This window comes from Marinomonas pontica (genome assembly GCF_036322735.1).
Lineage (GTDB): Bacteria > Pseudomonadota > Gammaproteobacteria > Pseudomonadales > Marinomonadaceae > Marinomonas > Marinomonas pontica.
In genome coordinates this window covers 1,467,669-1,493,787 of sequence record NZ_AP027271.1, presented here as the reverse complement: position 1 = coordinate 1,493,787, position 26,119 = coordinate 1,467,669, and the positions used below count along the sequence as shown (strand labels likewise).

Annotated in this window: 22 protein-coding genes, 1 tRNA gene and 1 riboswitch; of the genes, 4 read left to right on the top strand and 19 right to left on the bottom strand. The window is 45.0% G+C overall.

The window, feature by feature from the left end:
• Positions 1-48: 48 nt before the first annotated feature.
• Positions 49-363 (top strand): ArsR/SmtB family transcription factor, encoded by a 315-nt coding sequence (locus AABA11_RS06975; protein WP_338266534.1) that lies wholly within the window; start codon positions 49-51, stop codon positions 361-363.
• Here AABA11_RS06975 and AABA11_RS06970 read toward each other — a convergent pair.
• The 5 genes from AABA11_RS06970 to AABA11_RS06950 form a co-directional block, all read right to left on the bottom strand.
• A complete protein-coding gene (locus AABA11_RS06970; RefSeq protein WP_338266532.1) occupies positions 360-1,064 on the bottom strand; it encodes an alpha/beta fold hydrolase in 705 nt (234 codons plus the stop codon). The two genes, AABA11_RS06975 and AABA11_RS06970, sit on opposite strands and share 4 nt — an antisense overlap.
• A gap of 31 nt (positions 1,065-1,095) precedes the next feature.
• A complete protein-coding gene (locus tag AABA11_RS06965) occupies positions 1,096-1,935 on the bottom strand; it encodes a DNA ligase (RefSeq protein ID WP_338266530.1) in 840 nt (279 codons plus the stop codon).
• Between the two features lie 164 nt (positions 1,936-2,099).
• Positions 2,100-4,028 carry a molecular chaperone HtpG gene (gene htpG / locus AABA11_RS06960; RefSeq protein WP_338266527.1) on the bottom strand — a complete coding sequence of 643 codons (1,929 nt, stop codon included), beginning with the start codon at positions 4,026-4,028 and terminating at the stop codon, positions 2,100-2,102.
• A 212-nt stretch (positions 4,029-4,240) separates the two neighbouring features.
• Entirely contained in the window at positions 4,241-4,945 is a 705-nt protein-coding gene (locus AABA11_RS06955) for an O-methyltransferase (protein ID WP_265727572.1), read from the bottom strand.
• A complete protein-coding gene (locus AABA11_RS06950; protein ID WP_338266523.1) occupies positions 4,935-5,666 on the bottom strand; it encodes a DUF599 domain-containing protein in 732 nt (243 codons plus the stop codon). The genes AABA11_RS06955 and AABA11_RS06950 overlap by 11 nt, the downstream gene beginning before the upstream one ends.
• 183 nt (positions 5,667-5,849) lie before the next feature.
• Between AABA11_RS06950 and AABA11_RS06945 the strand changes: the two genes are divergently transcribed.
• A tRNA-Leu gene (locus tag AABA11_RS06945) sits at positions 5,850-5,934 on the top strand.
• 163 nt (positions 5,935-6,097) lie between these two features.
• On the opposite strand, the gene pyrC is transcribed toward AABA11_RS06945, so the two are convergent.
• The 4 genes from pyrC to sbcB all read right to left on the bottom strand — a co-directional run bounded on the left by pyrC (position 6,098) and on the right by sbcB (position 11,808).
• On the bottom strand, positions 6,098-7,129 hold the full coding sequence (gene pyrC, locus AABA11_RS06940) for a dihydroorotase (protein WP_338266521.1): 1,032 nt from the start codon (positions 7,127-7,129) through the stop codon (positions 6,098-6,100).
• 139 nt (positions 7,130-7,268) lie between these two features.
• Positions 7,269-9,146 carry a DEAD/DEAH box helicase gene (locus tag AABA11_RS06935; RefSeq protein ID WP_265727575.1) on the bottom strand — a complete coding sequence of 626 codons (1,878 nt, stop codon included), beginning with the start codon at positions 9,144-9,146 and terminating at the stop codon, positions 7,269-7,271.
• A 163-nt stretch (positions 9,147-9,309) separates the two neighbouring features.
• The gene (locus AABA11_RS06930) at positions 9,310-10,344 is read right to left on the bottom strand and encodes an AI-2E family transporter (RefSeq protein ID WP_265727576.1); all 1,035 of its coding nucleotides are present in this window, start codon (positions 10,342-10,344) and stop codon (positions 9,310-9,312) included.
• 9 nt (positions 10,345-10,353) lie between these two features.
• The gene (gene sbcB, locus AABA11_RS06925; protein WP_338266516.1) at positions 10,354-11,808 is read right to left on the bottom strand and encodes an exodeoxyribonuclease I; all 1,455 of its coding nucleotides are present in this window, start codon (positions 11,806-11,808) and stop codon (positions 10,354-10,356) included.
• A 94-nt stretch (positions 11,809-11,902) separates the two neighbouring features.
• Between sbcB and AABA11_RS06920 the strand changes: the two genes are divergently transcribed.
• Positions 11,903-12,412, top strand: coding sequence for a YchJ family protein (locus AABA11_RS06920; RefSeq protein ID WP_338266514.1), 510 nt, complete (start codon positions 11,903-11,905; stop codon positions 12,410-12,412).
• Here the strand turns inward: AABA11_RS06920 and AABA11_RS06915 are convergent.
• From AABA11_RS06915 to AABA11_RS06900, 4 genes are all read right to left on the bottom strand, one after another.
• Positions 12,409-13,464, bottom strand: a complete 1,056-nt coding sequence (locus tag AABA11_RS06915; protein ID WP_338266512.1) for an HD-GYP domain-containing protein — start codon at positions 13,462-13,464, stop codon at positions 12,409-12,411. The two genes, AABA11_RS06920 and AABA11_RS06915, sit on opposite strands and share 4 nt — an antisense overlap.
• Positions 13,465-15,891 carry an ATP-binding protein gene (locus tag AABA11_RS06910; RefSeq protein WP_338266510.1) on the bottom strand — a complete coding sequence of 809 codons (2,427 nt, stop codon included), beginning with the start codon at positions 15,889-15,891 and terminating at the stop codon, positions 13,465-13,467.
• Positions 15,892-15,899: 8 nt separating this feature from the next.
• Positions 15,900-16,412: a putative pterin-binding protein gene (locus tag AABA11_RS06905; protein WP_265729354.1), complete on the bottom strand. Its 513-nt coding sequence runs from the start codon at positions 16,410-16,412 to the stop codon at positions 15,900-15,902.
• Positions 16,413-16,587: 175 nt separating this feature from the next.
• Positions 16,588-17,487 carry an aldo/keto reductase gene (locus tag AABA11_RS06900; RefSeq protein WP_338266507.1) on the bottom strand — a complete coding sequence of 300 codons (900 nt, stop codon included), beginning with the start codon at positions 17,485-17,487 and terminating at the stop codon, positions 16,588-16,590.
• A 282-nt stretch (positions 17,488-17,769) separates the two neighbouring features.
• Between AABA11_RS06900 and aroA the strand changes: the two genes are divergently transcribed.
• On the top strand, positions 17,770-19,047 hold the full coding sequence (gene aroA, locus AABA11_RS06895) for a 3-phosphoshikimate 1-carboxyvinyltransferase (RefSeq protein WP_338266505.1): 1,278 nt from the start codon (positions 17,770-17,772) through the stop codon (positions 19,045-19,047).
• Positions 19,048-19,130: 83 nt separating this feature from the next.
• On the opposite strand, the gene thiH is transcribed toward aroA, so the two are convergent.
• The 6 genes from thiH to rsmI all read right to left on the bottom strand — a co-directional run bounded on the left by thiH (position 19,131) and on the right by rsmI (position 26,035).
• Positions 19,131-20,303 (bottom strand): 2-iminoacetate synthase ThiH, encoded by a 1,173-nt coding sequence (gene thiH, locus AABA11_RS06890; RefSeq protein WP_338266503.1) that lies wholly within the window; start codon positions 20,301-20,303, stop codon positions 19,131-19,133.
• Positions 20,300-21,076 (bottom strand): thiazole synthase, encoded by a 777-nt coding sequence (locus AABA11_RS06885; protein WP_338266499.1) that lies wholly within the window; start codon positions 21,074-21,076, stop codon positions 20,300-20,302. The genes thiH and AABA11_RS06885 overlap by 4 nt, the downstream gene beginning before the upstream one ends.
• Before the next feature lies 1 nt (position 21,077).
• Positions 21,078-21,275, bottom strand: coding sequence for a sulfur carrier protein ThiS (thiS, locus tag AABA11_RS06880; RefSeq protein ID WP_265729350.1), 198 nt, complete (start codon positions 21,273-21,275; stop codon positions 21,078-21,080).
• Positions 21,272-22,789 (bottom strand): thiamine phosphate synthase, encoded by a 1,518-nt coding sequence (thiE, locus tag AABA11_RS06875; RefSeq protein ID WP_338266496.1) that lies wholly within the window; start codon positions 22,787-22,789, stop codon positions 21,272-21,274. The genes thiS and thiE overlap by 4 nt, the downstream gene beginning before the upstream one ends.
• A 15-nt stretch (positions 22,790-22,804) precedes the next feature.
• On the bottom strand, positions 22,805-24,793 hold the full coding sequence (gene thiC / locus AABA11_RS06870; RefSeq protein ID WP_338266493.1) for a phosphomethylpyrimidine synthase ThiC: 1,989 nt from the start codon (positions 24,791-24,793) through the stop codon (positions 22,805-22,807).
• 179 nt (positions 24,794-24,972) lie between these two features.
• A riboswitch (TPP riboswitch) is annotated at positions 24,973-25,077 on the bottom strand.
• Positions 25,078-25,171: 94 nt separating this feature from the next.
• Positions 25,172-26,035 carry a 16S rRNA (cytidine(1402)-2'-O)-methyltransferase gene (rsmI, locus tag AABA11_RS06865; RefSeq protein WP_338266491.1) on the bottom strand — a complete coding sequence of 288 codons (864 nt, stop codon included), beginning with the start codon at positions 26,033-26,035 and terminating at the stop codon, positions 25,172-25,174.
• Between the last annotated feature and the right edge of the window lie 84 nt (positions 26,036-26,119).

Below are 26,119 nucleotides of genomic sequence, written 5' to 3'. Positions count from 1 at the left end.
GTCACGAACTTAATGTGACTTTAGCGCTCTACATTACGAGAAAACATCATGGCAAATGAGCAACTTACAATGGAAGACATGTTGAAGCAGTCTTCACAAGCCGCCGTCTTTTTAAAAGCATTGAGCAATGAAAACCGACTGATGATCCTATGTTATATATTGGATCAAGAATTGTCCGTTACCGCGCTCAACGAAAAACTTCCATTAAGCCAATCGGCATTATCACAACACCTAGCGGTGTTAAGAAAAGACGGTTTAGTCAGTACTCGACGTGAGTCTCAAACGATTTTTTACAGCATAGGCGACAGTCGGGTAAAAGAGCTGATTAAGACTCTGCATTCACTCTTTTGCTCAACCGTTTAGCGAGTAACACACCCACCCGAATAGAACTGGACAAGGACATCCGCTAACCATTTTGGTTGCTCTATCGGTAACATGTGACCACAATCCGCCGCCACGCGAACTTCGTATCGATCTGAATGATTCAAATGAGAGAGAGCTGACGCTGGCATCAGTTCATCCTCCTCCCCCACCGAGACACAAATCGGAAAGTGGGTCTGCTCCAACTCACTCAGCAAGGAAGGACGATCCAGACTGCTTGTCAGTTGTTGAATCAATACGGCTTCACCCAGTGTGGCATCCATTGCCTGAATCAATGCCAACAAATCCGTATTGTCTTTATGGCGCTTTCCCAGCATGGCCTGTGCCTTTTTTTTGGGTATCCCTCGGTAGCCTTGTGAAGACACCCAATTTAACGCCACTTCACGCTGTTTTCTCTCGCTCTCCAGCAAGCCTGACGCAGTGTTAGACAACACCATTAAACGCTGTACGCGCTCTGGGTATTTTATAGCAAATGCACACGCCAAATAGCCACCCATCGAGAAGCCTAATAAATCAAAAGGCTCCTTTGGTAATCGATTTGCAAGCGCCTCTACCATAGCATCCAATGTATTCTCCATTGGAATCGCACAATGTATCAACTTAATCGATGTGCCTATAGCGCGCTGGGTGGACGCCCAAAGTCGATGATCACACATAGTGCCAGGCAAACAATAAACATCCACAAATCACCTCAACTTCACATTAGTACATTCGTTAATAATTCACGTCACGAACCCGTAAAAAACTCGCAAAACGAGGCACTCCTCGCGACGTAAAACCGTGGTATTTATACGTGATATATTCGCCTATTTGGGGAGGAGAATCACGCTCAGCGTCCGTAAAACCTGTGCCTATTTTAAAACGCAAACCTGTCGGCATTTCCACAATGAGTGACCCCATTTTATCCCGATACTTTCCAGCGCCCTTTAGCACCGCAATCACTTTCGCTTCTGCGTCCATGTGAGGTTTCAATTTCAGAAGGTTATCCGTGCGGCCTGTCTCAAATCGAGCCAGCTTACGATGCAGCATCAAACCTTCCGCTCCGTTATCAACGTATTCTGCCAACAATCGTAGTAATTCTTCGTTATTTTTAACCGAAAATTGCTTTATCGGCTGCACATGAGGCTGCGATATTTCATTCACAATCGAAGTATAGCGTTGGTAACGTTCGGCAAAGGTGTCTTGCCTATCTTTGTCAGGCGCATCAAAAATCATATAACGGATCGAACGCCACTCGCTGTCTATAGGTGTTTGTTTGCTTACCGTCGACATAATATTGGCAAAATCATTTCGTTTAGACCACAACTCGCCATCCAACCAAACCGCCGGTAATGGCTCGATAAACCAAGAAGGCGCATAAATGGGGTTTCCTTGACGTGTAACCAAAGCACTCCCAGTCCAAATAGCACGAACTCCGTCGAACTTTTCACTCACAAGGTAATCATTGATTTGCGTGTCATCAGAATAGACTTTGGCTAATTGCACATCGGGCTGTGCAAACACCAGCATGGGAAGCAGAAATACATAAATTAAACCATTTTTAATCAGAAACACCGTTCACTCCTTTGATTATCAAGATGCTAATCCTTAGCACGCATTAACGCTAAACGATTTCGATTCGACACGCAAACTTAACGCCATACCGAGCTTCTTGTTAATGCAAAAAAAGCCCATATTTGTTACCAAATATGGGCTTTAAGCGCTGTGTGGTTTCTACGTTATTTGCTTAGCTGAACAATCAATTTGTTCATACGGCTAACAAACGTAGCTGGGTCTTCTAACTGACCAACTTCAGACAAGGTCGCTTGTTCAAACAACAACCACGCCATATCAGCGAAACGCTCTTCATCGGTTTCAGAATCCATCTTAGCAACGATTGGGTGATCTGGGTTCACTTCCAATGTTGGTTTAGACTCAGGTAGCTTCTGACCTGCTTGCTCCAACAAGCGACGCATCTGCAGACCCATGTCGTACTCACCAACCACCAAACAAGCTGGCGAGTTCGTAAGACGATCTGTTGAATTTACACCAGCGACTTTCTCTTCCAGTACGGTTTTCATTCGATCTAGAAGCGGCTTGATTTGCTCAGCCTTTTCTTCTTTCTCTTTCTTCTCTTCCTCGTTCTCTTGGTCCGCTAAGTCTAGCTTACCCTTGGTAACGTCTTGGAAAGATTTGCCTTCAAACTCTTGTAGAGAAGACATCATCCACTCATCGATACGATCGCTCAGTAACAAGACTTCAAAGCCTTTCTTACGCAAGATTTCCAAATGCGGGCTGTTTTTCGCCGTATTGTGGTTCTCTGCATAGATGTAGTAGATCTTATCTTGGCCTTCACTCATGCGCTCGATGTAATCGACCAACGACACGTTTTGCGCTGCCGCGTCGGTGTGAGTCGAGCTAAAGCGCAACAAAGCAGCGATCTTATCTTTGTTACCCATGTCATCGGCTGGGCCTTCTTTGATGACATTACCAAATTCATCCCAGAATTTTTGGTAGTCTTCTGGCTCGTTCTTCGCCATTTTTGTCAACATGTCCAAAACACGCTTGGTCAATGCAGAACGCATGGAATCAACCGCGTGGTCGTTTTGCAAAATTTCACGAGAAACGTTCAAAGACAAATCATTTGAATCCACCACACCTTTCACGAAACGCATGTAAGGCGGTAGGAAAGCTTCAGCTTCGTCCATGATGAATACGCGCTGAACGTAGAGTTTCAGGCCGCGTTGCATGTCCCGATTCCAAAGATCGTAAGGCGCTTTGGAAGGAATGTACAACAAGCTTGAGTATTCCAATTTACCTTCTACTTTGTTGTGAGACCACTTCAAAGGTTCTTGGTAATCGTGAGATATGTGCTTGTAGAACTCTTGGTATTCTTCATCTGTTACTTCGTTACGAGGGCGCGTCCAAAGTGCTTTTGCAGAGTTTACCGCTTCGTATTCAGGTGCTTTATTTTCTTCCACTGGCTTAGGATTGCCTTCTTCGTCCATTTCTGGGTAGACCGGCTTTTCCATTTCGACAGGAATAGAGATGTGATCAGAGTATTTCGTCACTAAAGAGCGTAGTCGGAAGTTATCCGCAAAATCCTTCTCATCGGCTTTAAGGTGAAGGGTAATACGCGTTCCGCGAGTGTCTTTGTCGATGTTTTCGATAGTGAACTCACCAGAACCATCAGACACCCAGCGTACCGCCTCGCTTTCTGCGGCTCCAGCACGACGCGTTTCAACGGTGACTTTATCAGCAACAATAAAAGCAGAATAAAAGCCCACACCAAACTGTCCAATTAGCTGACTGTCTTTTTTCTGGTCACCGCTCAATTGCTCTAGAAAAGAAGACGTGCCTGACTTTGCAATCGTGCCTAGGTTAGTAATCGCCTCTTCACGGGACATACCAACGCCGTTATCGTCGATAACAACCGTATTCGTCTCTTTATCAAATTCGATACGAACACGTAGGTTTGGGTCTTCTGCGAGAAGGTCTGCGTTAGCGACAGACTCAAAACGAAGCTTGTCTACCGCATCAGATGCGTTTGAAATAAGCTCTCGTAGAAAGATTTCTTTGTTGGAGTACAAAGAGTGGATCATCAAATGAAGTAGTTGCTTCACTTCGGTTTGAAACCCTAACGTTTCTTTTTGAGTATCAGTTGCCATGTTGTAGCTTGCTCCTATTTGAATGAACCTTCGGAAAAACCAAAGGCGTATTTCGTTTCACTTGTGCCTCATAGATAAAGCCTCTTAAAGCGATTTCAAGAGGCCATAACCATAAAAAGAGCCAAAAAGTCACAATAAACTTGTGGATATACAAAAGTGGAAGGCATTCGGAGGGAAATAGCAAAGACACCTGATCGTTTTACGATCAGGCTTTAGGTGTTTTTACGAACCAGGGTCAAACCATCACCAATCGGGATGAGTGAAAGCTCGACATCTTTATCTTTATGAATGGTCAGGTTTAACTCTCGAACTATCTTGGTGTCTTTATCTGTAAATGACTCATCTGCAACATTTCCCCACCATAAGGTGTTATCAATCAACAAACAGCCACCGGGGCGCAATAGTTGTTTTGCCAGTTGATAGTAAGCCAAAAGGTTTTGTTTATCCGCGTCGATAAAGATGAAGTCAAAGCTTTCACGTTCGGTGTCTAAAAAAGACGTCATGACCGGCAAAGCTTTATCACAATACGTTGTCACACGATCGATCACACCAGCTTGCTCTAAATAACGCGTCGCAATATCCAGCCACATCTGCTTTTTTTCAATCGCAATCAACTGAGCATTGTTTGGCATGGCCATCGCCATCGACAAGGTGCTATAGCCAGTAAACACGCCTATTTCTAGGATTTTTTTGGGCGATTGAAACTTAATAAGCAAGGCCAGCAACTGCCCCACTTCGGGCGATAACTGCATGCGAGCCATATGATATTGAGCCGTTTCACGTCGTAGTGCTCTTAATAAATCATCTTCTCGAACAGACACATCCACAAGATATTGATACAAGCGATCGTCAACGTTTATCGTCCGATTGGTTGGTTTATCGTCTTCGGGTAACGGTTTAGGGAAATTAGGAAGCATGGGATTTCATTACGAGTCCGCGGCTCAAGGTCTTGAATGTTTTAGAACGGAATTCACGACGGTAAAGTACCGCCACCACCATCACACTTGCCGCCATACAAAAGTAAGGCCCAAGGAACCAGCCACAAAATGCCATCGCAAAATAAAACGCGCGCAAGCCATAATTGAATTGGTTAGCCGCTAAACTGCAAATTTGCGCCATGTGCATTGCGTACAATTCACGTTCACTGTCTTCGATACCACGCTCCGTCGCCAAAGGCGCACTCCCCACTAACACCGAACAAAAGTTGTATTGACGTACTGACCAAGTGAAAGTGAAAAAGGCATAAGAAAAAATAGCCACCAAGACAATAATTTTTAATTCCCATTCTTGTTGACTCATGGGCGCCAGAAGATAAAAATCCGACAAGATTCCAAGCGCCTTTTCTGAATAGTTAAACGCCGTAAACAACCCCGCAATGATCAACAAACTGCTTGATGCAAAAAATAAGCTACTTCTTTCTAAATTTGCCATAACAGACGCATCGGCAATACGGTTATCTCGTCTTAACAATCGTGACATCCAAGCCAATCGAAACTGATGCAACACGCTCACCAAACAAGACCGGCGTTTCGAATTATATTGAGCATAAAAAGCGTACCCCCACCAACACGCAAAAAAGACAAAAAGTGTTGCAAGATCAAGAGGATTTAACAATAGTGAAACGGAATGGCTGTCCATATATTCGCTCTGCTGAAATAACAGTTTAGGGTGATATTATTAGACCATTTTTCAATTTAGATGTCCTCGTTTGCCATTATAAAATTATGCAAAAATCTCGAACAAAATAAATATAAATACCAAACCAAAAAACGCTTGCATCGTCAAAAAATCTAGGTAATATCTCGCCCGTCAACACGACATGCGGATGTGGTGGAATTGGTAGACACGCTGGATTTAGGTTCCAGTGCTTCACGGCGTGAGAGTTCGAGTCTCTCCATCCGCACCATCTTATGCACTCCTCTTTTGTATTAAGTCATTTTCAAAATAGTTTCCTTTGCACTAACTAACACACTATCTTGCGTTTTATAACTGACGTTCTATAACCATAAAAAAACCGAACCCATTTCTGAATTCGGTTGCATTTGATCACTTATTCTTATGGCGCCGCTTTATTTGAGCTTCCAAGACACTTGCTTGCCTGCAAAGAAAGGCACAATTGGATCACCATTTGGAAGCGTGATACTTGTCGGCACTTCCCAAGAATCACGTACCAAAGTAACAGTCTCTGTGTTGCGTGGTAAACCATAGAAGTCAGCACCATAAAGGCTGGCAAAGCCCTCGAGCTTATCAAGCGCACCCAACTCATCAAACACTTGAGTGTAAAGCTCTAACGCAGACCAAGCGCTGTAACAACCAGCACAACCACAGTCAGACTCTTTGCGGTGTTTGGCATGTGGCGCAGAATCTGTCCCTAAGAAAAACTTAGGTGAACCCGCTTTAACCACGTCACGCAATGCTTGCTGATGGGTACTGCGCTTCAATACAGGCAGGCAATAATTGTGTGGGCGCATGCCGCCATCCAACATATCATTTCGGTTCAACATCAAATGCTGAGGCGTGATTGTTGCCGCGACCCCCTCTCGAGCAGATAACACAAAATCCACCGCATCCTTGGTCGTAATGTGCTCAAATACCACTTTTAAATTCGGCACTCGCTCGACAATGTTTACCATATGCTGATCGATAAACTCTTTCTCACGATCGAAAATGTCTATGTGTTTTTGCGTTACTTCGCCGTGAATCAATAAAAGCATATTGTTCTCAGCTAATGCCTCAAACACCGGGTACAAAGACTCCAGAGAATTCACTCCAGAATCAGAGTTCGTTGTCGCGCCAGCGGGATACATTTTGGCAGCCAAAACCCCTGCTTGCTTAGCCTCTTTGATGTCTTGAACGCTGGTTTTATCTGTTAAATAAATAGTCATCACAGGCGTAAAGCTACTACCAGCTGGACGTGCCGCCAAAATACGCTCTTTATAGCGCAAAGCAAGCTCAGCGGTAGTTACTGGCGGCACCAAGTTTGGCATCACCACAGCACGCTCAAAACAACGCGCTGTCGCAGGAACGGTCTCTAGCAACATATCTTCATCACGAAAATGTAAATGCCAATCATCTGGTTTGATTATAGTAATTTCGTTCATTACTGGCCTTTTGAGTTAAGAGGGGAACGGGTGAATTTTATCAGAAGTCGATAAGTCAAAACACCTAACTTGCGGACATAAAAAAACCGAATCCATCTCTAGATTCGGTTTTTAACATTATCTAAGCAATCTACAAAGATTAACTGTCTTTACGAGGCGCTCTTGGACGACGCTCACCACGATTATTGTCGCGATCACGGTTTCCAGAAGGACGACGACGCTCACCCGCATTAGATGGACGGCGATCACGATCACCACCCGGACGCTTGCGAGAAGAAGGAGATGCTGCGCGCTTATTTAGCTCATCAGCATTTTCCAACTTAGCGATATCAGTGCGCTGGCCACAAATGCGTGTTTTACCTAATTTACCCAAAACATCAGAATTCAAGTTCGTCGGCAAATCAACCGTAGAGAAATCTTCATAGATTTCGATATGGCCGATGTAACGGCTTTCGATTTCCGCTTCGTTAGCAATCGCACCAACGATATTGCCAGGTTTAACACCCGCATTGTAACCCACCTGAACAACGTAGCGTGTCATAGACGTGCTTGGATCGTCTTTTAACGGCATTGCTTCCGCTGTTACTGGACGAACTTTACGTTCACGAGGCGCTCGATCACCGCGGTCTCCGCGCTCGCCACGAGAACCATCTCGATCTTCACGACGTTCACGACGCTCTTGGCGCACTTCCATTTCAGACAACAATAACGGTGTTTTACCTTGCGCCATATGCGCTAAAGCCGCCGCCATTTTCAATGGATCTACTTCGTTTTCTTTCTGGTAGCCCTGAACAAGCTCTAGGAAGAAATCAAGATTTTCGTTGTCCATCGTATCTGTGATGCTTTGTTTAAAGCGGTTCACGCGATGCGCGTTAATGTCAGAAGCCGTTGGCAATGTCATGCTTTCAATTGGTTGACGAGTTGCACGCTCAATGGCTTGCAACATACGACGCTCACGATGAGCAACAAATAGAATAGCAGTACCTGAACGACCTGCACGGCCAGTACGACCAATACGGTGAACATATGATTCTGTATCGTATGGAATGTCATAGTTTACAACGTGACTAACACGCTCAACGTCCAAACCACGCGCAACTACGTCAGTTGCAACCAGAATGTCAATCTGACCTTTCTTGATGCGATCAACTGTACGTTCACGCAAGTTTTGGCTAATGTCGCCATTCAATGCTTCACAAGCGTGACCACGAGCCGTTAACTTCTCAGCCAATTCAACCGTTGCCGCTTTAGTACGAACGAAAATGATCATACCGTCATGTTCATTCATCTCAAGAATACGAGTCAACGCATCTAGCTTGTGCAAACCGCTAACAGGCCAGAATTTTTGAGTAATCGTTGTCGCCGTAGATGTCTTAGTAACAATCTTAACTTCTTTAGGATTGTTCAAATGACGATTAGCTACCTGACGAATCACAGAAGGCATTGTTGCAGAGAACAACGCAATCTGGCGCGTTGGCGGTGTTTGCTCAAGAATCCACTCGACATCGTCGATGAATCCCATACGCAACATTTCGTCCGCTTCATCAAGCACCAATGCTTTCAGTGTATCTAGACGCAATGTTTTACGACGTATATGATCCATCACACGACCAGGCGTACCAACAACGACTTGTACGCCGCGACGAAGCTGACGCAATTGCGTGTCATATGACATGCCGCCGTAAATTGGCAACACATGAAAATCTGGAAGGTTACGAGCATAGCTTTGGAATGCTTCAGAAACCTGAATAGCAAGTTCACGAGTAGGAGCCAGAACAAGTAATTGTGTCGTTTTATCTGTAACGTCAATGCGAGACAACAACGGAAGCGCGAACGCCGCTGTCTTACCAGTACCCGTCTGCGCTTGCCCCAAAAGGTCACGACCTTCTAATAGATATGGAATACTTTGCGCTTGGATAGCAGATGGTTGCTCGTAACCTAGGTCAGCAACCGCTTTAAGAACAGGGGCGATTAGGCCCAACGAATCAAATGTAGGCTGAGTATCAGCGTCAGACATGTAAATTAGTACCTTTTTTTGGTGAGGATAAGGCCTGTAACCATTTACATGCCTTAATGAAATTCTCGGAGGAAAAACTGATCGCAAAGTATATACAAAGAATGGAAAATAAGCTAGTCAAAATGCAAAATAGATTCTTGCCTAGTCAGTCAGATTATCGCCTCTAACGCTTAGAGTCGCTTGTGTCTGAATCGATCAAGACAACCAACCAATGCATTCGTGGGTTGGCTTCAAAGGCCAGCTTAAGAATAATAGTTAACGGTATAGAAAGCAGCATTCCTACGGGACCGAAAACCCATCCCCATAACAACAATGACAAAAAGACAACCAACGTCGAAAGCCCCAAACCTCGCCCCATATAACGCGGCTCAATTACATTCCCAACAATTAAATTCACCGCCAAAAAGGCCATCGCAGTAAGCCCCGCTGACAAACCGCCCAACTGAACAAACGCCAGCATCACAGCGGGCACCGCCGCAATAATAGATCCAATATTTGGCACAAAATTCAGCAGGAATGCACAAACACCCCATAATATAGGGAAGTCCACACCCAGCACCCACATACAAATCGTAATCAAAACACCAGTTAACATACTAACCAAGGTCTTAATGACCAGATATCTATTGACCGACTTGATAAACGAATCAAACTTTCCCATCGAAACAGAAGAGTTCTGCAACGCTATAGACAATTTTTTTGGCAACTCCACCGCTTCAAACAGAATAAAAATCACGATCATCACCACCAAAACAAGATTAGTCAACGCACTCCCCAACCCTCTCAATGCATTGGCAACCATTTGCATAAGCGAAGAAGGATCAACATACCCTTTCACCTGGTCATAGGATATATGCAACCCCATTCCATTTATAACGCGGATAAGTCCCGACATCTCATCAGCAAAGCGCGCTTTATAGTTGGGCAATTGATTGGAAAAACTGTCCAATGAGGCGCCAACCAATACCGCAAGCGAGCCAATACCTACCATGATCAGCAACACGACCAATAAAATTGACAACCATGTTGGCAAGCCTCGACGGCGCAAACTAGACATGGCTGGCGCGCAAATAATGGCAATAAAAACGGACAACATAAATGGAACGACAATTTGCGAAGCCGCCTTTAAGCCAGCAATGATAATAATAAAAGCGGCAAAGCCCACCAGCCAATGAATACCTTTATGTTGTTCGCTCATACAACTTCCTTAAAAAGTCACAGGGTAAATGCTCTGCGCATAATCCGCTAAATCTTGCAGCATAATTTGCTTTGAAGCTGGCAGATCTGGCGTTTGAGCGATATCGTTCAAGCGCGCAAAGAATTGCTCCATATTAATGGATCCTCCACCTTCTTTTTCAAGCAAGCGAATGTGTCGGTACTCTTCCCATTCTACTCTCTGCTGCTCTGTCAATTGTTCTGGATAATTCCGACCGATATAGCGCATTAACATTTCAGGCAAACGGCGATCATCAAAAGACAACGCTAAGTCGGCAAGTTGATTCGGCGGTGTAGAACGAATTTTTTCCATTCTGCTTTTGTCTTCCCTAGAAAAGAATCCGCCTGAATACAACATCACATCCGGGTCTTTATGGATGGCTCGCTCTTCTTGTAAAAAAACATCACTCAGCTTAGCCGCTAATCCAGCATGCCCTTTTATGATGGCAAGATTATGACGACATACCGCACCATCCAGATTGAGGCGCGCCACAACATCCGCATCTTTTAAAAACGTCGCAGGCGCAACCGCGGGAGATTTATTGTAATGAATCACTTTCAACGGCAAACGCTCTACTTCACCGAGCTCTTCCTGACGCGTAAACACGCGATGACGAATTTCTTCGGCACTTAATTCAACTAATGGTTGCGCATCTGCCATTAAATCAAACACAACAACGCCATTTTTATTGGTTGGGTGCGGTGCAATAGGCACCACAAACGCAGCATAGTGCTTTGCCTGACCAAACATACCTGAAATATGCAGAAAGGGTTTTAACCGAGCGACATCAATAAACTGTTGCAACTCATGCTTTTGACGCATCTTAAAATAGTAATCAAACAACTTAGGTTGCTTATCTCGAATCAACTTGGCTATTTCAATCGTGCCATACACATCCGACAAGGCGTCGTGCGCCTGCTCATGTGAAATGCCATTCGCTTTCGTCAGCGCTTCTAATTTCATGGAAACCAGGCCATCGTCCCCTTTTGGCCACACAATGCCTTCGGGGCGCATCGCATACGTCATTCGGACCAAGTCAATGATGTCCCAGCGTGAACAATTGTTCTGCCATTCTCGCGCGTAGGGGTCTATGAAATTGCGATAAAAACCGTAACGAACAACCTCGTCATCAAATCGAATGGTATTGTAACCAAGCGCACAGGTTCCCGGCACAGACAACTCAGCCTCCACCGCTTGCATAAACTCAGCTTCACACAAACCTTCACGATTGGCATCTTGCGGACTGATTCCGGTCAATAAACACGCCTCTGGTTGCGGTAATACATCTTCTGCTAATCGGCAATAAAACATGATAGGGTCGCCGATTGGGTTAAACTCCAAATCGGTTCTGATTCCCGCAAACTGCATAGGACGATCTCGTGCTGGGTCTGTTCCGGTCGTTTCAAAATCAAACCAAAAAAAAGAGGTTGGGCCCGCTGAAGTCACAAATAATTCCTGTTAGCCGTTAAATAAAAAAAGTATTATACGCACCTTAAAGTGCATTTGTTAAAGTGTATTTGGCGATGAGAGGAGTTGATTTATGCCAATCCCAGTGAACTGTCCGTGCGGAACAGGAAGCCCATATGAGATGTGTTGTGGTATGTATCACAACAACCCAGGCACCGCACCCACTGCAGAAACTCTGATGCGCTCTCGCTACACCGCTTTTGCCATTGGTGATTTTGAATACGTAGCCAAAACACAAAAGCTGCAAGATGAACCAGGTCAAGCGGCCACAGACATCCAAGACAGTAACGAACATACTAAATGGATAAAGCTTGAAGTGAATGCCACTGAGGATGGTTTAGAAAAAGACAAAACCGGCATTGTTGCCTTCTCAGCGCACTTCAAAGAGGGCAAACACATTGGCCGCTTGAGCGAGCGCTCTGTGTTCAAAAAAATAAAAGGACAGTGGTTCTATATTTCAGGGGAGCATGATGTGCAGAAAAACACCCCCCTAATCAACTCTGACGCCATGAAAGTGGGACGAAACGACCCGTGTTTGTGTGGATCAGGCAAGAAATTCAAAAAATGTTGCGCTGCGGCTTAATGCACAGCGCTCCATTTGTCTTTAATCTTGCGTAGCTCATCTTCTATAGAAAGAAAACGTTCCACCAACTCTGGGTCAAAATGGGCGTCTGAGGATTGGCGAATGTAGTCAAAGGCCTCTTCAATGGACCAGTTACGCTTGTAAGCACGCTCCATTGTAAGTGCATCAAACACATCCGCTATGCTAACAATTCGCGCAGATTCTGGAATATCCTTCCCTGCAAGCCCATAGGGATAGCCACTTCCATCCCATTTTTCATGGTGCGCTAATGCTACCTCTGCCGCCAATTTAAACAAGGGCGCTTCACTCTTGATTAATATTTGATGACCAATGACAGTATGTTGTCTCATTATTTCCCATTCATCTTCTGTCAGCTTATTCGGCGATTTCAAAATGGCGTGTGGAATGCCCACTTTCCCAGTATCGTGCAATGGCGCTGCTAGTTTTAATAGCTCAACCTTAGCATCATCCCAGCCAATCTCTTTTGCTAATGCCGCACTGTAATCGGCCATTCGCCACATGTGAACCCCAGTGTCAGTATCGTTCAACTGACTCACCTCACCTAGCATACCAATAGCCGACTCTAGAGCATCATCCAATTCTCTGGTTCTGTGTTCAATGATGCGTTTATTTCGCAAATTATCTTCTGCTAACTTTAGGTGAGTTGCGACTCGAGAAAGCGTAGTGAGTGGTGTGATCGGCTTGGTAATAAAATCCACACACCCTAAATCAAACCCTTTTTGTTCATGTTGTGCATCGGTTACAGCGGTTAAAAAAATCACGGGGATATCCGCTGTTTTAGGGTTCGCCTTCACCTTTTCGCACACTTCAAACCCATTCATATCTGGCATCATAATGTCCAACAATATGATATCAGGCATGGTGCGCTCTATAATGTCTAACGCCACTTTGCCACTTTTGGCAATTTGAACCTGATATCTTTCAGACAAAATATCCTTCAACAAATCTATGTTTCTTGGTACATCGTCAACGATAAGTACACGCTTGTCTTGCAACTGCATTTTGCTGTCTATTTCCGCTATATTAGTCACTTAATTTCCCTCTAAACTGTCGCAATGTAAGCTTTTCTTGAACATGGCAACCTTTGACATTGCATCATGATAATCGTACGAGGCCACATCATGCATCGCCAACTTCAGTTCATCCACGCCCTCAATATCACCACAACACGCAACGATATCTTCAATCATTTTTTCAGAATTCAAATGGCCTTCCATCAAACAGGTTTCCAGCTTTTCAAGTTGCCTAATAATGTCAACAATATCAATCGCACCACGGTTTCCCTGACCTACTTGCGTTGTGCGAGCACTAGAAGAACCTCTACCCACTTTTGATACCCAAGTATCAATTTTGTCGATCAACAAATACGGATCGAGGGGTTTGAACAGAAAGTCATCAATGCCGTAAGAAGCGAAGCTACTTGGCTCCATATTAAATGTGTCCGCGGTTAACACCAAAATCGGCGGTTTACGTTCTTGTAAAACATTCGCAATATTTTGACTTGCTTGATAACCATCCATGATCGGCATCCTAATATCCATGAGAATTAAGTCGTATGTGCCCGAAAGGATTTTTTCACACGCCAATTGACCATTTTCAACCCAATCGACTTTCGCGCCCACTTTTTTCAATATCGCAATGGCAATGTTCGCATTAATCTTATTGTCCTCCGCCAAAAGAATGACTTTATTTCGGAGCGCGTCTTCTTTATGGCTGGGTTTAGCGTTTATCTCGCTTGCCGTAGCATCGTCTTTTGACTTCTGTGAAAACAAAATATTTTTAAAGTTCGAAGGTGTAACAAGGCCCGTTGTTGAGGAACCCTTTAAAAACGAAATATGACTTCCAATGAACACGGCCTTTTGTTCCAAATAAGCGGCCGCTTTATCCTGCAATACCGTTTGGCTACGATACCAGTTACCACTCACCACAATAGGGCACTCAGCCTCCAAAACGCTAAATGCGTTTACCGTTTCATTGGGAATGTTGAGAGAGGCAAACAATGGACCTAATTCAGCATCTTCATGCAATAAAGTGACCTTAATAGCCTCTAACTCAACGCCACTGACGTCTTTGTTAGGCCGATAAGGCAGTCGTACATGGAAAACACACCCTTCACCCAACGTACTTTCATAAGAAATTTGACCACCTAACAATGCAACCAACCGCTGAGTAATGCTTAAACCTAACCCTGTACCGCCATAAAGCCGAGTGGTACTGCTGTCGGCTTGCTGAAATACATCAAACACATCCACACCATCAGGGATTCCAACCCCGGTATCCTTTATTTCGATGTGTAATTCATCACCAAGTAAACTGAATGACATTCTCACAGACCCTGCATGAGTGAACTTAATGGCGTTACTCACAATATTGAGCAAAATTTGCTGAAGCCTAACCTTGTCACCAATGAGCTGATTGCTAATGGAAAAGTCACGGCTTATGAGAAAATCTAGTTTTTTTGACTTAGCGGCCTCCTCATTACTGTAGTAAACATAATCCAAAACTTCATCTAGATTATAGACTTCAGACTCTAACTCCAGCTTGCCAGACTCAATTTTCGAAAAGTCTAAAATTCCATTAATGATCGCTAACAGACCGTCAGCCGATTTTTGGATTTTGACTACTTTTTCTCGTTGTTTTTTGTCCAAAGAATCATCAAGCAACAAATAACTAAACCCAATAATGACGTTCATTGGAGTGCGGATTTCATGGCTCATCGTTGCCAAAAATTCCGTTTTCACTTTCAATGCTTTTTCCGCCGAGTGCACTGCAGACTCTAATTCAACGGCTAACTTTTGCGATTTCTCAAATGATTTTCTTGCTACTTTCAGCTGTTTAAACAGCATCGCGATAATAAAAATCATTGTAAAGGTCAATAAAGCAATCAGCGACCCCAAATACAAAAACAACCCTAACGAGTCATTTCTCTCTAGGACCTTTTGTCGCGACCTAGACGCCAGTGTTTTAAGCACAACCTCTTCTGTTTTTTTTAGCAATTCATCGCTTTGATTTAAGATGGTATTCACCGTGTCCATCGGAGAATCTGAAAAAAGAAGAACGTCCATTTCAGCCATCTTGCTTTGCAAAAAACTTAACAGTGTTTCAGAGTCAGGTAGACGACTGAAGATGTCGTTTAACTGGCCTGTCTCTAACACATGAATTCGGCTGTACAAAATATCAAACCTCATTCTGGCTTCATCTAAACGCCCCTCATTGAAATCTTCTTCCAGCAATTTCAACGCGTTTCTTAGCTTCAGTGACTCTCTATCTAACTGGTAAGACGCCCATAACGCATCTTCCTCAACCGCAGACATAATGACCTTTTGACGGTCAACCAATTCAAAAAAAATCAACACCGAAGCGCCCATAAATAGGCATGCCGCCACCAACAAAATCCAAAATGGCGATGATTTTCTTCGGTTTATGTCTCGCGGTGTAAGGGTCACGTTAGATTGCATTTCGTTCGTTACTCGACACGAATGGATTTAATTTGCCAAACAGACCGATTATGAATCACTTCATTGTTCAAGCTGGGCAACTCATTAAATGGATACAAAAGGAACAATGGCCCTTTATTACGAACTGACATAGGAGTGCCATTTAAATCCATCGCTAAAATAACATTGTAATCCTCGCCGTCTTGACTAGGCACAACAGCACTATAATCATTCAATGCCGTTACAGACAAATTACCCGCTTGCGCACCTACTGCCGCCATTAAAGAACGCAACAATGGACCACGGTATGAGTCAACCCCTTCACTCCATGGCGTTCCTGTATTCAGCTCCCTGACTTCCAAGTTCAACAACATCTCACGGTCAAATTCTGCCGTGTTTGCATCGGTATTTGTGTTTTTGATGCTGCCAGAAACCGTCAGAATCACTTTACCTTTTGGTTTAGGAAGATCCTGCGCGTGCACAGCATCAAAAACAAAAAGACCACTTAAAACGACTAACCCCATAGCAATGTACTGTTTCATTTAATGCCACCTACAATAGTTTGAATCGCGCAAGTATAAAGAATAAAAAAGGAATTTCAGTCACACCTTACGAAACAACACACTTTCTACACCGACAAAAACAAAGCTAAAACATCCGATACAAAAAAAGCCGCAATTGCGGCTTTTAAATAGTAAAACATAGACTTACGAAACATTAAGGAACAGACTGCCCCTGAGACGCTATCCAAATACGGAACCAGTCATCATCAGTCAACGTCAGCGACTGTGCGCCAGCCAGCGACGCCAATCGTTCAATTTTTCCCGAGCCCATCACCGGACAAATTTCTGATGGATGTCGTAGCAACCAGGCAATGACAATTTGATCTACCGAACACGCTTTACTTGCTGCTAATTCCGTTAACACAGCCAACACCCGAACCGCTTTTTCACTTTTTGCAGAAAATAACTCACCGCCCGCCAATGGCGACCACGCCATTGGCGTCACCGCATGTTGCTGAGCATGATCTAACGTTCCATCTTCAAAGTGCTGCAACGCCAACGGTGACAGCTCAACCTGATTAATAATCAGCGGCGCGTCTAGACGTGATTGCAACAAATCAAATTGTCGTGTCGTGAAATTAGACACACCAAAATGCTTCACCTTGCCAAGAGTAAACAGCAAATCAAAGGCTTGTGCGATTTCATCGGCGTCCATTAAAGGGCTTGGTCGATGCAACAACAGGGTGTCTATGTATTCGCATTGTAGGTTTGCCAAAGAGCGATCAACACTCGCTATTATATGCTCAGAGCGATAATCATACCGATGCACTTGAATGTCTGGTCGATTATAAGACGGTAGTAAAATCCCACATTTAGTGACTATCTCCATTTTATCCCGTAATGCAGGTTTGCACTTTAACGCATCGCCAAACAAAGCTTCACACTGATAATCACCATAAATATCCGCATGATCAAAGGTCGTCACACCCAAATCCAAACACGCCTCGATAAAACCCAATGAGTCCGTTGCAGACATGCCCCATTCATTCATTCGCCAAAAACCCTGAGCGATACGCGAACCTTCAAACCCTAAAGGGTGATATTGGTGCCTCATAAATTGACTCCTTTAATGACATCATTATTTTAATGCGCCTTATTCTAAAGGCGATGCGTGCTAAAAAATAGCACGACGCGTTGATTGACATAACTGACACAACCCACCATCAAAGGTATACTAATTGGCATTCAAGACTGACCTCTTTAAATAGAGTGACGCGACCACACAACAAACGGACACAATTTGCGCAATATCGAACACTTATAATTTACTCGCAGCGACACGCATTAAACACAAACAGCAAACAATCTACATAACACCACTGTGATGGACTTAATAATGAATTCAATTACGCTAGGCCCTCTTTCCAAAGCCAATGGAGAGATCCAAATTCCGGGTTCCAAAAGCCTTTCAAATCGCATCTTGTTGCTAGCCACTTTGGCAAAGGGCACTACGAAAATCACCAATTTATTAGACAGTGACGACATTCGCCACATGCTAGAGAGCCTAACCAAATTAGGCGTGAACTACACTATTGAAGACAATGGCACGACCTGCGTATTAGAAGGCCTTGGCGGGCCGATCAAAGCGGATTTCGGCGATCTATTCCTTGGCAATGCAGGCACCGCAATGCGACCTTTAACTGCGGCGCTTTGCTTAGGTAAGGGAGAGTTCCACTTGCACGGCGAACCTCGCATGCACGAACGCCCTATTGGTGACCTCGTGGACGCGTTACAAGCATTGGGCGTGGACATTGCTTACGAAGGTGAGAAAAACTACCCGCCATTGTGTATCAAGGCAAACGGTTTATCTGGTGGCGAAGTATCCATTAAAGGCAATATTTCAAGCCAATTCCTAACCGCTATCCTAATGAGCGCACCACTCGCAAAAAACGATCTCACCATCAACGTTGATGGTGAGTTGGTGTCTAAACCATACATCGACATCACCCTGCACGCGATGAAACAATTTGGTGTGGAAGTGGAAAACCAGAATTACCAAGCATTCGTGGTAAAAGGTCAGCAAACTTACCAAAGCCCAGGCGAAATCATGGTCGAAGGCGATGCGTCTTCTGCATCATACTTCCTTGCTGCTGCAGCCATCGCGGGTGGCAAAATCAAAGTTCACGGTGTAGGCACAGACAGCGTACAGGGCGACGTGAAATTCGCTGATGTACTAGCGCAAATGGGTGCCAAAATCACCTATGGGCCAACTTGGATAGAAGCCGAGCACAATGAATTAAACGGCGTTGACTTAGACATGAACCACATCCCTGATGCAGCGATGACGATTGCAACAACGGCTTTATTCGCAAAAGGCACCACAACAATTCGCAACATTTATAACTGGCGAGTAAAAGAAACAGACCGTTTGTACGCCATGGCAACAGAGCTGAAAAAACTCGGCGCCGAGGTTATCGAAGGGGAAGACTTTATTACGGTAACACCAGTGCCAAAGCTGCAAAACGCCGCCATTGATACCTACAATGACCACCGTATTGCCATGTGTTTTTCTCTGGTCGCCTTTTCAGACACCCCTGTTACCATTAACGACCCTGGCTGTACCTCAAAAACTTTCCCAACGTATTTTGAGCTATTTAATACCGTAGCCAGCTAAGCAAAAAAGCCCCAGCTTTCACGGCTGGGGCCGCATTACGCACATAACGTGTTATGTCGGTTGAATACATCCAATTGAATCCCTCAACCCTGTGACAGCGCAGGATCCCAATCTTTCCACACCACTTCACGGCCTTGTTGACGAATCATAGCCATAATGTCAGAGACCGGTCGTTCATCACTGATTTCAAATTGCTCAAGGGCTTCTTGGGAGTCCTCTGCATATCCTCCTGGTTGCGTCTTAGATTCCGCACTCATGGTAGTAAACCCCATTCTAACGGCATGATGGCGGAATTCAGGGGATTCGCGAGTAGACAAGCTCATTTCCAAGTCTCGATCAAACAATCGCCAGGCCGCAATCAATTGAACCAATTGACGATCAGAAATTACCGACTTGGGTACTATGCCTCCCTCGCAAGGACGAATACGCGGGAACGCCACACTGAAACGACTGCGCCAATAGCGCTTTTGCAAATGCCGCAAATGATGCGCCATCATGACAGAATCAGTACGCCAGTCTTCCAAGCCAAGCAATACACCCAAGCCAATCTTATGAATACCCGCTTGACCAATTCGATCGGGGGCATCCAAGCGATAATTGAAGTTTGACTTGTTGCCGCGTAAGTGATGCTCCAAATACGTTTTACGTCGATAGGTTTCTTGATAAACCAACACACCATCCAAACCAATAACTTGCAGTTGCTTGTATTCGTCTACGTCCAATGGCTGTACTTCCATAGACAGCTGGCTAAAATGCGGCTTGATCAGCGGAATCATGCGCTCAAAATACGGCATAGACACCTTGTTGGTCTCGCCTGTTACCAAGAGAATATGGTCAAAACCTTTTGCTTTAATCGCCGCCACTTCCTTTGCTAATTGCGATTCATTTAGCGTTAAGCGCTTAATGGCATTACTCATAGAAAAGCCACAATAAGTGCATTCATTGGCACAGGTGTTGGACAAGTACAAAGGTGCAAACAGACTCAGCGTATTTCCAAACCGTTGCAAAGTCAGTTGTTCACTTTTCGCCACCATATCGAATAAATATGGCTCTGCTGCAGGCGAAATCAACGCAGCGAAATCCTCGACATCTAACTTATTCTTGCTCAAGGCTCGCAACACATCGTGCTCTGTTTTCTCTTGATGACAGCGCGTAACGTCATGCCAATCCGTATTTTCAACACATTCACTAAACTGCCCTGGCACGGCTGGGCTTTGCTCTAACAAGCGAACGTTTTGAACACGCTCATTCATCATGACAAGGCCCCAATAAACTCGGTTAATGGGCTCGTCGCTTGTGCTTGCACTCTTCGCTCCCCCAAGCCAGATTCATACGCCATACGCCCAGCCTCGACAGCAAGCCGAAAGGCCTTTCCCATTTGTGCAGGCTGTCTAGCGACCGCCATTGCCGTATTGACCAACACTGCATCGGCGCCAATCTCTAACGCCAAGGCGGCATCTGAAGGTGCACCAATACCCGCATCTACGATCACGGGCACCGTACTTTGCTCAATGATAATTTCCAGAAATGGTCGACTTGCCAACCCCATATTGGAACCAATAGGTGAGCCCAGCGGCATCACACATTGACACCCCACCTCTTCTAAGCGTTTGCAAAGTACGGGATCTGCGTGCACATAGGGCATCACCACAAAGCCTTTCTTGATCAACTCTTCGGCTGCCAACAAGGTTTCCATGCCATCTGGCATCAAATAACGCGGGTCAGGATGAATCTCTAATTTAACCCAGTTCGTTTCCAGTGCCTCTCTAGCAAGCTCCGCCGCAAAAACGGCCTCTTTTGCTGTTCTTGCCCCAGAGGTATTTGGCAAAAGTTTCATGCCATGCTGTTGCAAGGGCTGAAGAATATTATCCGTTTGCTGCTTGAGATCCATACGACGTAAAGACAAAGTCACCAATTCGCTCTTGCTGGCAATCAAAGAATCCATCATGGTGTTCGCACTGGCGTACTTACCAGTACCAGTAAAAAGCCGGGAGTGAAATTCGTGCCCAGCAATAAAAAAAGACGACATGTTAGCCTCCAGCAATAGACTCAAAAATAAACACCTGACTGTGTTCGTTCAATTCAGTACTTGCCCATAAACTCTTTGGCACGACTTGTTGATTAATCGCAATAGCAATACCCTGCTCCCTTTTACCCAGATACCTCAACAAATCCAAAAGAGTGTGGCCTAAAAAATCACATGGCGCGTCATTCAGCATAATTTTCATAGCCACACCTCGTTACGGCATTCGAACGACGCCTTTAGTGATCGAGTAGCGGATTCTGGATTCTCAGCACGCGTAATGGCTGTCACTAACGCCACACTGTCCACTCCTGTTTGCGCCACCGCCGTTAACCGCTCAGCACTGATACCACCAATAGCCACGGTAGGAACCACGCCTTTTAGTAACGTTGCATAATGCGCAAGACGAGTTAAACCTTGCGGCTGAGACGGCATGTCTTTGGTTTGCGTTGGAAAAATATGACCTAACGCGATGTAACTTGGTTGGATAGATTGCGCTCGGGCAATTTCATAATACCCATGTGTACTGATACCAAGTCGCAAACCCGCCGCTTGGATTTGTACCAAATCGGCCACATCAAGATCCTCTTGTCCAAGGTGCACACCGTAAGCACCACACTCAATCGCCAATTGCCAATAATCATTAATGAAAACTTGGGCGTCGTGCTCAATACCTAACGCGATGGCCTGCTGAATATGTGATTCAAGATCTACATCATGAGGGTCCTTAATCCGCAATTGGGCAATTTTCACCCCTTGTTTTAGCACTAATGCTAGCCATTCCACGGAATCAACCACGGGATACAAACCCATTTTATTGAGGTCCATCTTGGCAAAAGGCAAGTTTGTCGAGGTCTGTGCGTTCATATTGGGTGAAACAATCTCAGGGAGGTTGTCAATTTGCAACGGCCAACCGGGTCTTCCTAATGGCCCCGCTCCTTTCCCAATTTGAACACCCGTTTTTAATGCCCCAGTGATGTACGCCTTTGCCATGGTCATTGCGTCTAAAAGATCGTAACCATGAGCCATAAAACTTACTAACGCCGTCGATAAAGTACAACCTGTGCCTCGTGTATTGCTCACCGACAATCGCGGACTGACAAATCCCACCATCGAATTCACATCTAACAACCAATCAGTCGACTGATCTGACACCCCATGCCCGCCTTTTAATAACCAGCGCGACGGCGACAAGGCAAAATACGCAGCAAGCTGACGATGTATCTTTTCAATGGATTGCTCGCCAGAGACGCCGGTCAGTGTTTCAAACTCCATAAGGTTGGGCGTAATTACATCTACCTGCGCCAACAAGTTTTGTAATAGGCACACTCCCACAGACGTACTTTGCAGGCGATTTCCCAATTCACTGCTGGCCGCCATAACGGGGTCAAACACGATCGATACTTGAGGAAAGTCGGCTTTCATTTTCCTTAACCAATGAGCGCATGCCTTCACCAACTCAATAGTAGGCAATAAGCTCACCTTGATGGCGTTTGGCGGCACATCGTCAAGCAAAGCCTGCCATTGCCGATTAAACATCGCCAACGACACTGCTTCGACAGACTGCACTTCCTTAGAGTTTTGCGCCGTAATACAAGTGACGATCGTTTGTACATGACAACCTAAATCTTGTCCGGTGCGTAAATCCGCTTGCAATCCAGCATGGGCAGATGAATCCGATCCCCCCACACACCAGATAACAGGAGGCTTTATAGTCATAAATCCTCCTGGCTCTTACAGCGACTTTTCTTGAATTTTATCCGTGGTTAAATAGACATCACTGCCTAACTCACGAAATTGCTCTGACATTTGCTGCATACCTGCTTCCGCATCACTTGCCTCTAAAGCACTCACATCAATGGCTTGTGCGTCTTCCAGCCCTTTCGCATAATCACGCACTTCTTGAGTAATCTTCATTGAACAGAACTTGGGCCCGCACATGGAACAGAAATGCGCAACCTTGCCTGACGCTTGCGGCAAGGTTTCGTCATGATAAGAACGCGCCGTTTCAGGATCTAAGGATAAGTTGAACTGGTCTTCCCAGCGAAATTCGAAGCGAGCTTTAGAAAGAGCGTTATCGCGAATTTGAGCGCCCGGATGCCCTTTGGCTAAGTCCGCTGCATGAGCCGCGATTTTATAGGTAATCAAACCCTCTTTTACGTCTTCTTTGTTTGGCAAACCTAAGTGCTCTTTGGGGGTCACGTAACACAACATGGCGCAACCGTACCAACCAATTTGCGCCGCCCCAATGCCAGACGTAATGTGATCGTAACCTGGAGCGATATCTTGGGTTAAAGGCCCCAAGGTATAAAACGGAGCTTCATGACAATGTTTCAGCTGCTCCGTCATGTTCTCTTCGATCAACTGCATCGGTACGTGCCCAGGACCTTCGATCATGACTTGCACATCATATTCCCAAGCAATTTTTGTTAATTCGCCCAAGGTACGGAGTTCCGACATTTGCGCTTCGTCGTTGGCGTCCATAATTGAACCCGGACGTAAGCCGTCACCCAATGACAAGGCCACGTCGTATTCCGCACAAAGTTTGCAAATTTCTCGGAAGCGTTCGTATAAAAAGCTTTCTTTGTGGTGAGCCAAACACCACTTCGCCATGATAGAGCCACCACGAGACACAATCCCTGTCAGACGCTTGGCCGTCATTGGCACATAACGCAACAAAACACCGGCATGAATGGTGAAATAATCGACTCCCTGCTCCGCTTGTTCAATCAGAGTATCGCGAAAAACATCCCAGTTAAGATCTTCCGCGACACCGTCTACTTTTTCTAATGCTTGATAAATCGGTACGGTACCTATGGGCACAGGTGAGTTTCGCAAAATCCACTCGCGGGTTTCATGAATATTTTTCCCCGTCGATAAATCCATCACGGTATCCGCACCCCAGCGAGTCGACCACACTAGCTTTTCAACTTCCTCTTCAATGGAAGACGTAACAGCAGAGTTACCAATGTTGGCGTTCACCTTTACTAAGAAGTTACGACCAATGATCATGGGTTCAGATTCAGGGTGATTGATGTTATTTGGAATGATGGCGCGGCCTTTTGCGACTTCTTCGCGGACAAATTCTGGCGTTATGCGCGTTTGAAGGTTCGCGCCAAAGCTTTGACCAGGATGCTGCTTCAATAACAATTCACTTTTAATCGCGTCGATATTCTGGTTTTCACGCAGCGCGATGTATTCCATTTCTGGTGTGATGATTCCTTGACGGGCGTAATGCATTTGCGTGACACATTTACCTTGGCGTGCCTTACGGACTGTTGGCAACGCTTTAAAACGCAAGTCATCCAGTGCCGAATTGGCCAATCGTGACTGCGCGAATTCTGATGACACACTAGGCAATACTTCCGTGTCTCCACGCTTTTCGATCCATGAAGCACGCATTGGTGCTAAACCACGATAAACGTCAATGTGTTCTTGAGGATCCGCATAAGGGCCAGAGCAATCGTAAACATAGATCGCTTCATTGGGTTCAAACGTTAGATTATCAGGATCTGATCCAATTGGCGTATCGGTCAAATTGATCTTGCGCATAGGGACGCGAATGGAATCGTCTGAGCCTGTCAAATAAATGCGTTCAGACGCGGGAAAAGGCTTGGCTTGTAAAGATTCAATGAAAGATTTTGCCGCTTGGCGTGACTCTTCACGAGACTGTTTTTTAGAAATGGTTACAGGTTTATTGTTGGATTCATTCGTGGTCGACATGAGCACTTCCCTTATTATAAAAATGGAGAATTGCTTGTCTGGGTGCTGTTTAGCGCACGAACGCACTTTAGGCGTTCATAGCAAAACACGAACCCTGAAATTATAGAGGAAGAGGCTAATACAATAAGGCCGCATCGGATCCATAAAAATCAGGAGTTCATTCGATGCAGATAAGAAAAAATGGAGACTTTCTTGTTTCCTACGCGGGTATTAGCCCGATCAGGTTCTGCGGATCCCGCATTTAATTATGCGATCTCAGCCAAATGGCACTCCGACAAGTAGCGCTGAGTATACTCACTATGATCGCCAAGTAAACACGGATTTTTTGTCCGTCTGTTTAAAACGATCATCAACCCAGTCTAAAGTGCCAACCTGGAATTATTCAGCGCCCTGCATTTCCAAGGCCATTTTATAGAGATAATTTTTCTTCTCACCAGTTAATTTTGCTGCCATCGCTGCCGCTTGCTTAACCGGTAAATCTTCTAACAAAATCGTCAAAATACGCTTCGCTTCTAATTCCGCTTCGTTGCCGCTCTCTTGCGTAAAACTCAGCATGACCACGAACTCACCACGCATTTGGTTCGCATCTTCGTCGAACATAGCAAGAATCTCAGACGCCGTGCCGGACAAGAATGTCTCAAAGGTTTTTGTGACTTCGCGTGCCAAAACCAATTGGGCATCGTCACCGTACACTTTTTGCACATCGGCAATGGAGTCATAGACTCGGTGCGTTGATTCATAAAAAATCACCGTCCCCGCTTGCGTTTTCCATGATTCAAAAAGGTCACAACGTCCTTTTGATTTAGCCGGGACAAACCCTGCAAAAAAGAATTGATCGGTCGGCAAACCTGAAGCGCATAACGCAGCGATCAAAGCACAAGCTCCAGGAATCGGCATGACTTTGTGACCCTTTTCACGCAAAGCATGTACGACATGATAGCCAGGATCGGATATCAATGGCGTGCCAGCATCGGACACCAAAGCAACACTCTTACCTTCATCCAATAAACTCGCAACATAGTCCGCTTTGTCTTTTTCATTGTGGTCATGAATAGAAAATAGCTTAGCCTCAATACCAAAGTGGTTGAGTAAACGCCGAGTATGACGTGTGTCTTCTGCGGCGATATAATCTACATCCCGTAAAGTTTGCTCAGCTCGTTTACTGAAATCGTCTAGATTACCAATTGGGGTCGCAACTATGTACAGCGACCCTCTCGCATCATCAGAACTATGTGGTACCATGTTGCCTCTTTTATTTGTCACTTTTATATAAGCTTATGAGCCTCATTAATTACCGCATCATACCATTAACTCTTTGTAGTTTGC

Excerpts from the sequence above, each read along its gene's own strand:
- AABA11_RS06975 (WP_338266534.1), top strand. The coding sequence starts at position 49 with ATGGCAAATGAGCAACTTACAATGGAAGACATGTTGAAGCAGTCTTCA.
- htpG (WP_338266527.1), bottom strand. The coding sequence starts at position 4,028 with ATGGCAACTGATACTCAAAAAGAAACGTTAGGGTTTCAAACCGAAGTG.
- AABA11_RS06955 (WP_265727572.1), bottom strand. The coding sequence starts at position 4,945 with ATGCTTCCTAATTTCCCTAAACCGTTACCCGAAGACGATAAACCAACC.
- AABA11_RS06950 (WP_338266523.1), bottom strand. The coding sequence starts at position 5,666 with ATGGACAGCCATTCCGTTTCACTATTGTTAAATCCTCTTGATCTTGCA.
- pyrC (WP_338266521.1), bottom strand. The coding sequence starts at position 7,129 with ATGAACGAAATTACTATAATCAAACCAGATGATTGGCATTTACATTTT.
- AABA11_RS06935 (WP_265727575.1), bottom strand. The coding sequence starts at position 9,146 with ATGTCTGACGCTGATACTCAGCCTACATTTGATTCGTTGGGCCTAATC.
- AABA11_RS06930 (WP_265727576.1), bottom strand. The coding sequence starts at position 10,344 with ATGAGCGAACAACATAAAGGTATTCATTGGCTGGTGGGCTTTGCCGCT.
- AABA11_RS06920 (WP_338266514.1), top strand. The coding sequence starts at position 11,903 with ATGCCAATCCCAGTGAACTGTCCGTGCGGAACAGGAAGCCCATATGAG.
- AABA11_RS06910 (WP_338266510.1), bottom strand. The coding sequence starts at position 15,891 with ATGCAATCTAACGTGACCCTTACACCGCGAGACATAAACCGAAGAAAA.
- AABA11_RS06905 (WP_265729354.1), bottom strand. The coding sequence starts at position 16,412 with ATGAAACAGTACATTGCTATGGGGTTAGTCGTTTTAAGTGGTCTTTTT.
- AABA11_RS06900 (WP_338266507.1), bottom strand. The coding sequence starts at position 17,487 with ATGAGGCACCAATATCACCCTTTAGGGTTTGAAGGTTCGCGTATCGCT.
- aroA (WP_338266505.1), top strand. The coding sequence starts at position 17,770 with ATGAATTCAATTACGCTAGGCCCTCTTTCCAAAGCCAATGGAGAGATC.
- thiH (WP_338266503.1), bottom strand. The coding sequence starts at position 20,303 with ATGATGAATGAGCGTGTTCAAAACGTTCGCTTGTTAGAGCAAAGCCCA.
- AABA11_RS06885 (WP_338266499.1), bottom strand. The coding sequence starts at position 21,076 with ATGTCGTCTTTTTTTATTGCTGGGCACGAATTTCACTCCCGGCTTTTT.
- thiS (WP_265729350.1), bottom strand. The coding sequence starts at position 21,275 with ATGAAAATTATGCTGAATGACGCGCCATGTGATTTTTTAGGCCACACT.
- thiE (WP_338266496.1), bottom strand. The coding sequence starts at position 22,789 with ATGACTATAAAGCCTCCTGTTATCTGGTGTGTGGGGGGATCGGATTCA.
- thiC (WP_338266493.1), bottom strand. The coding sequence starts at position 24,793 with ATGTCGACCACGAATGAATCCAACAATAAACCTGTAACCATTTCTAAA.
- rsmI (WP_338266491.1), bottom strand. The coding sequence starts at position 26,035 with ATGGTACCACATAGTTCTGATGATGCGAGAGGGTCGCTGTACATAGTT.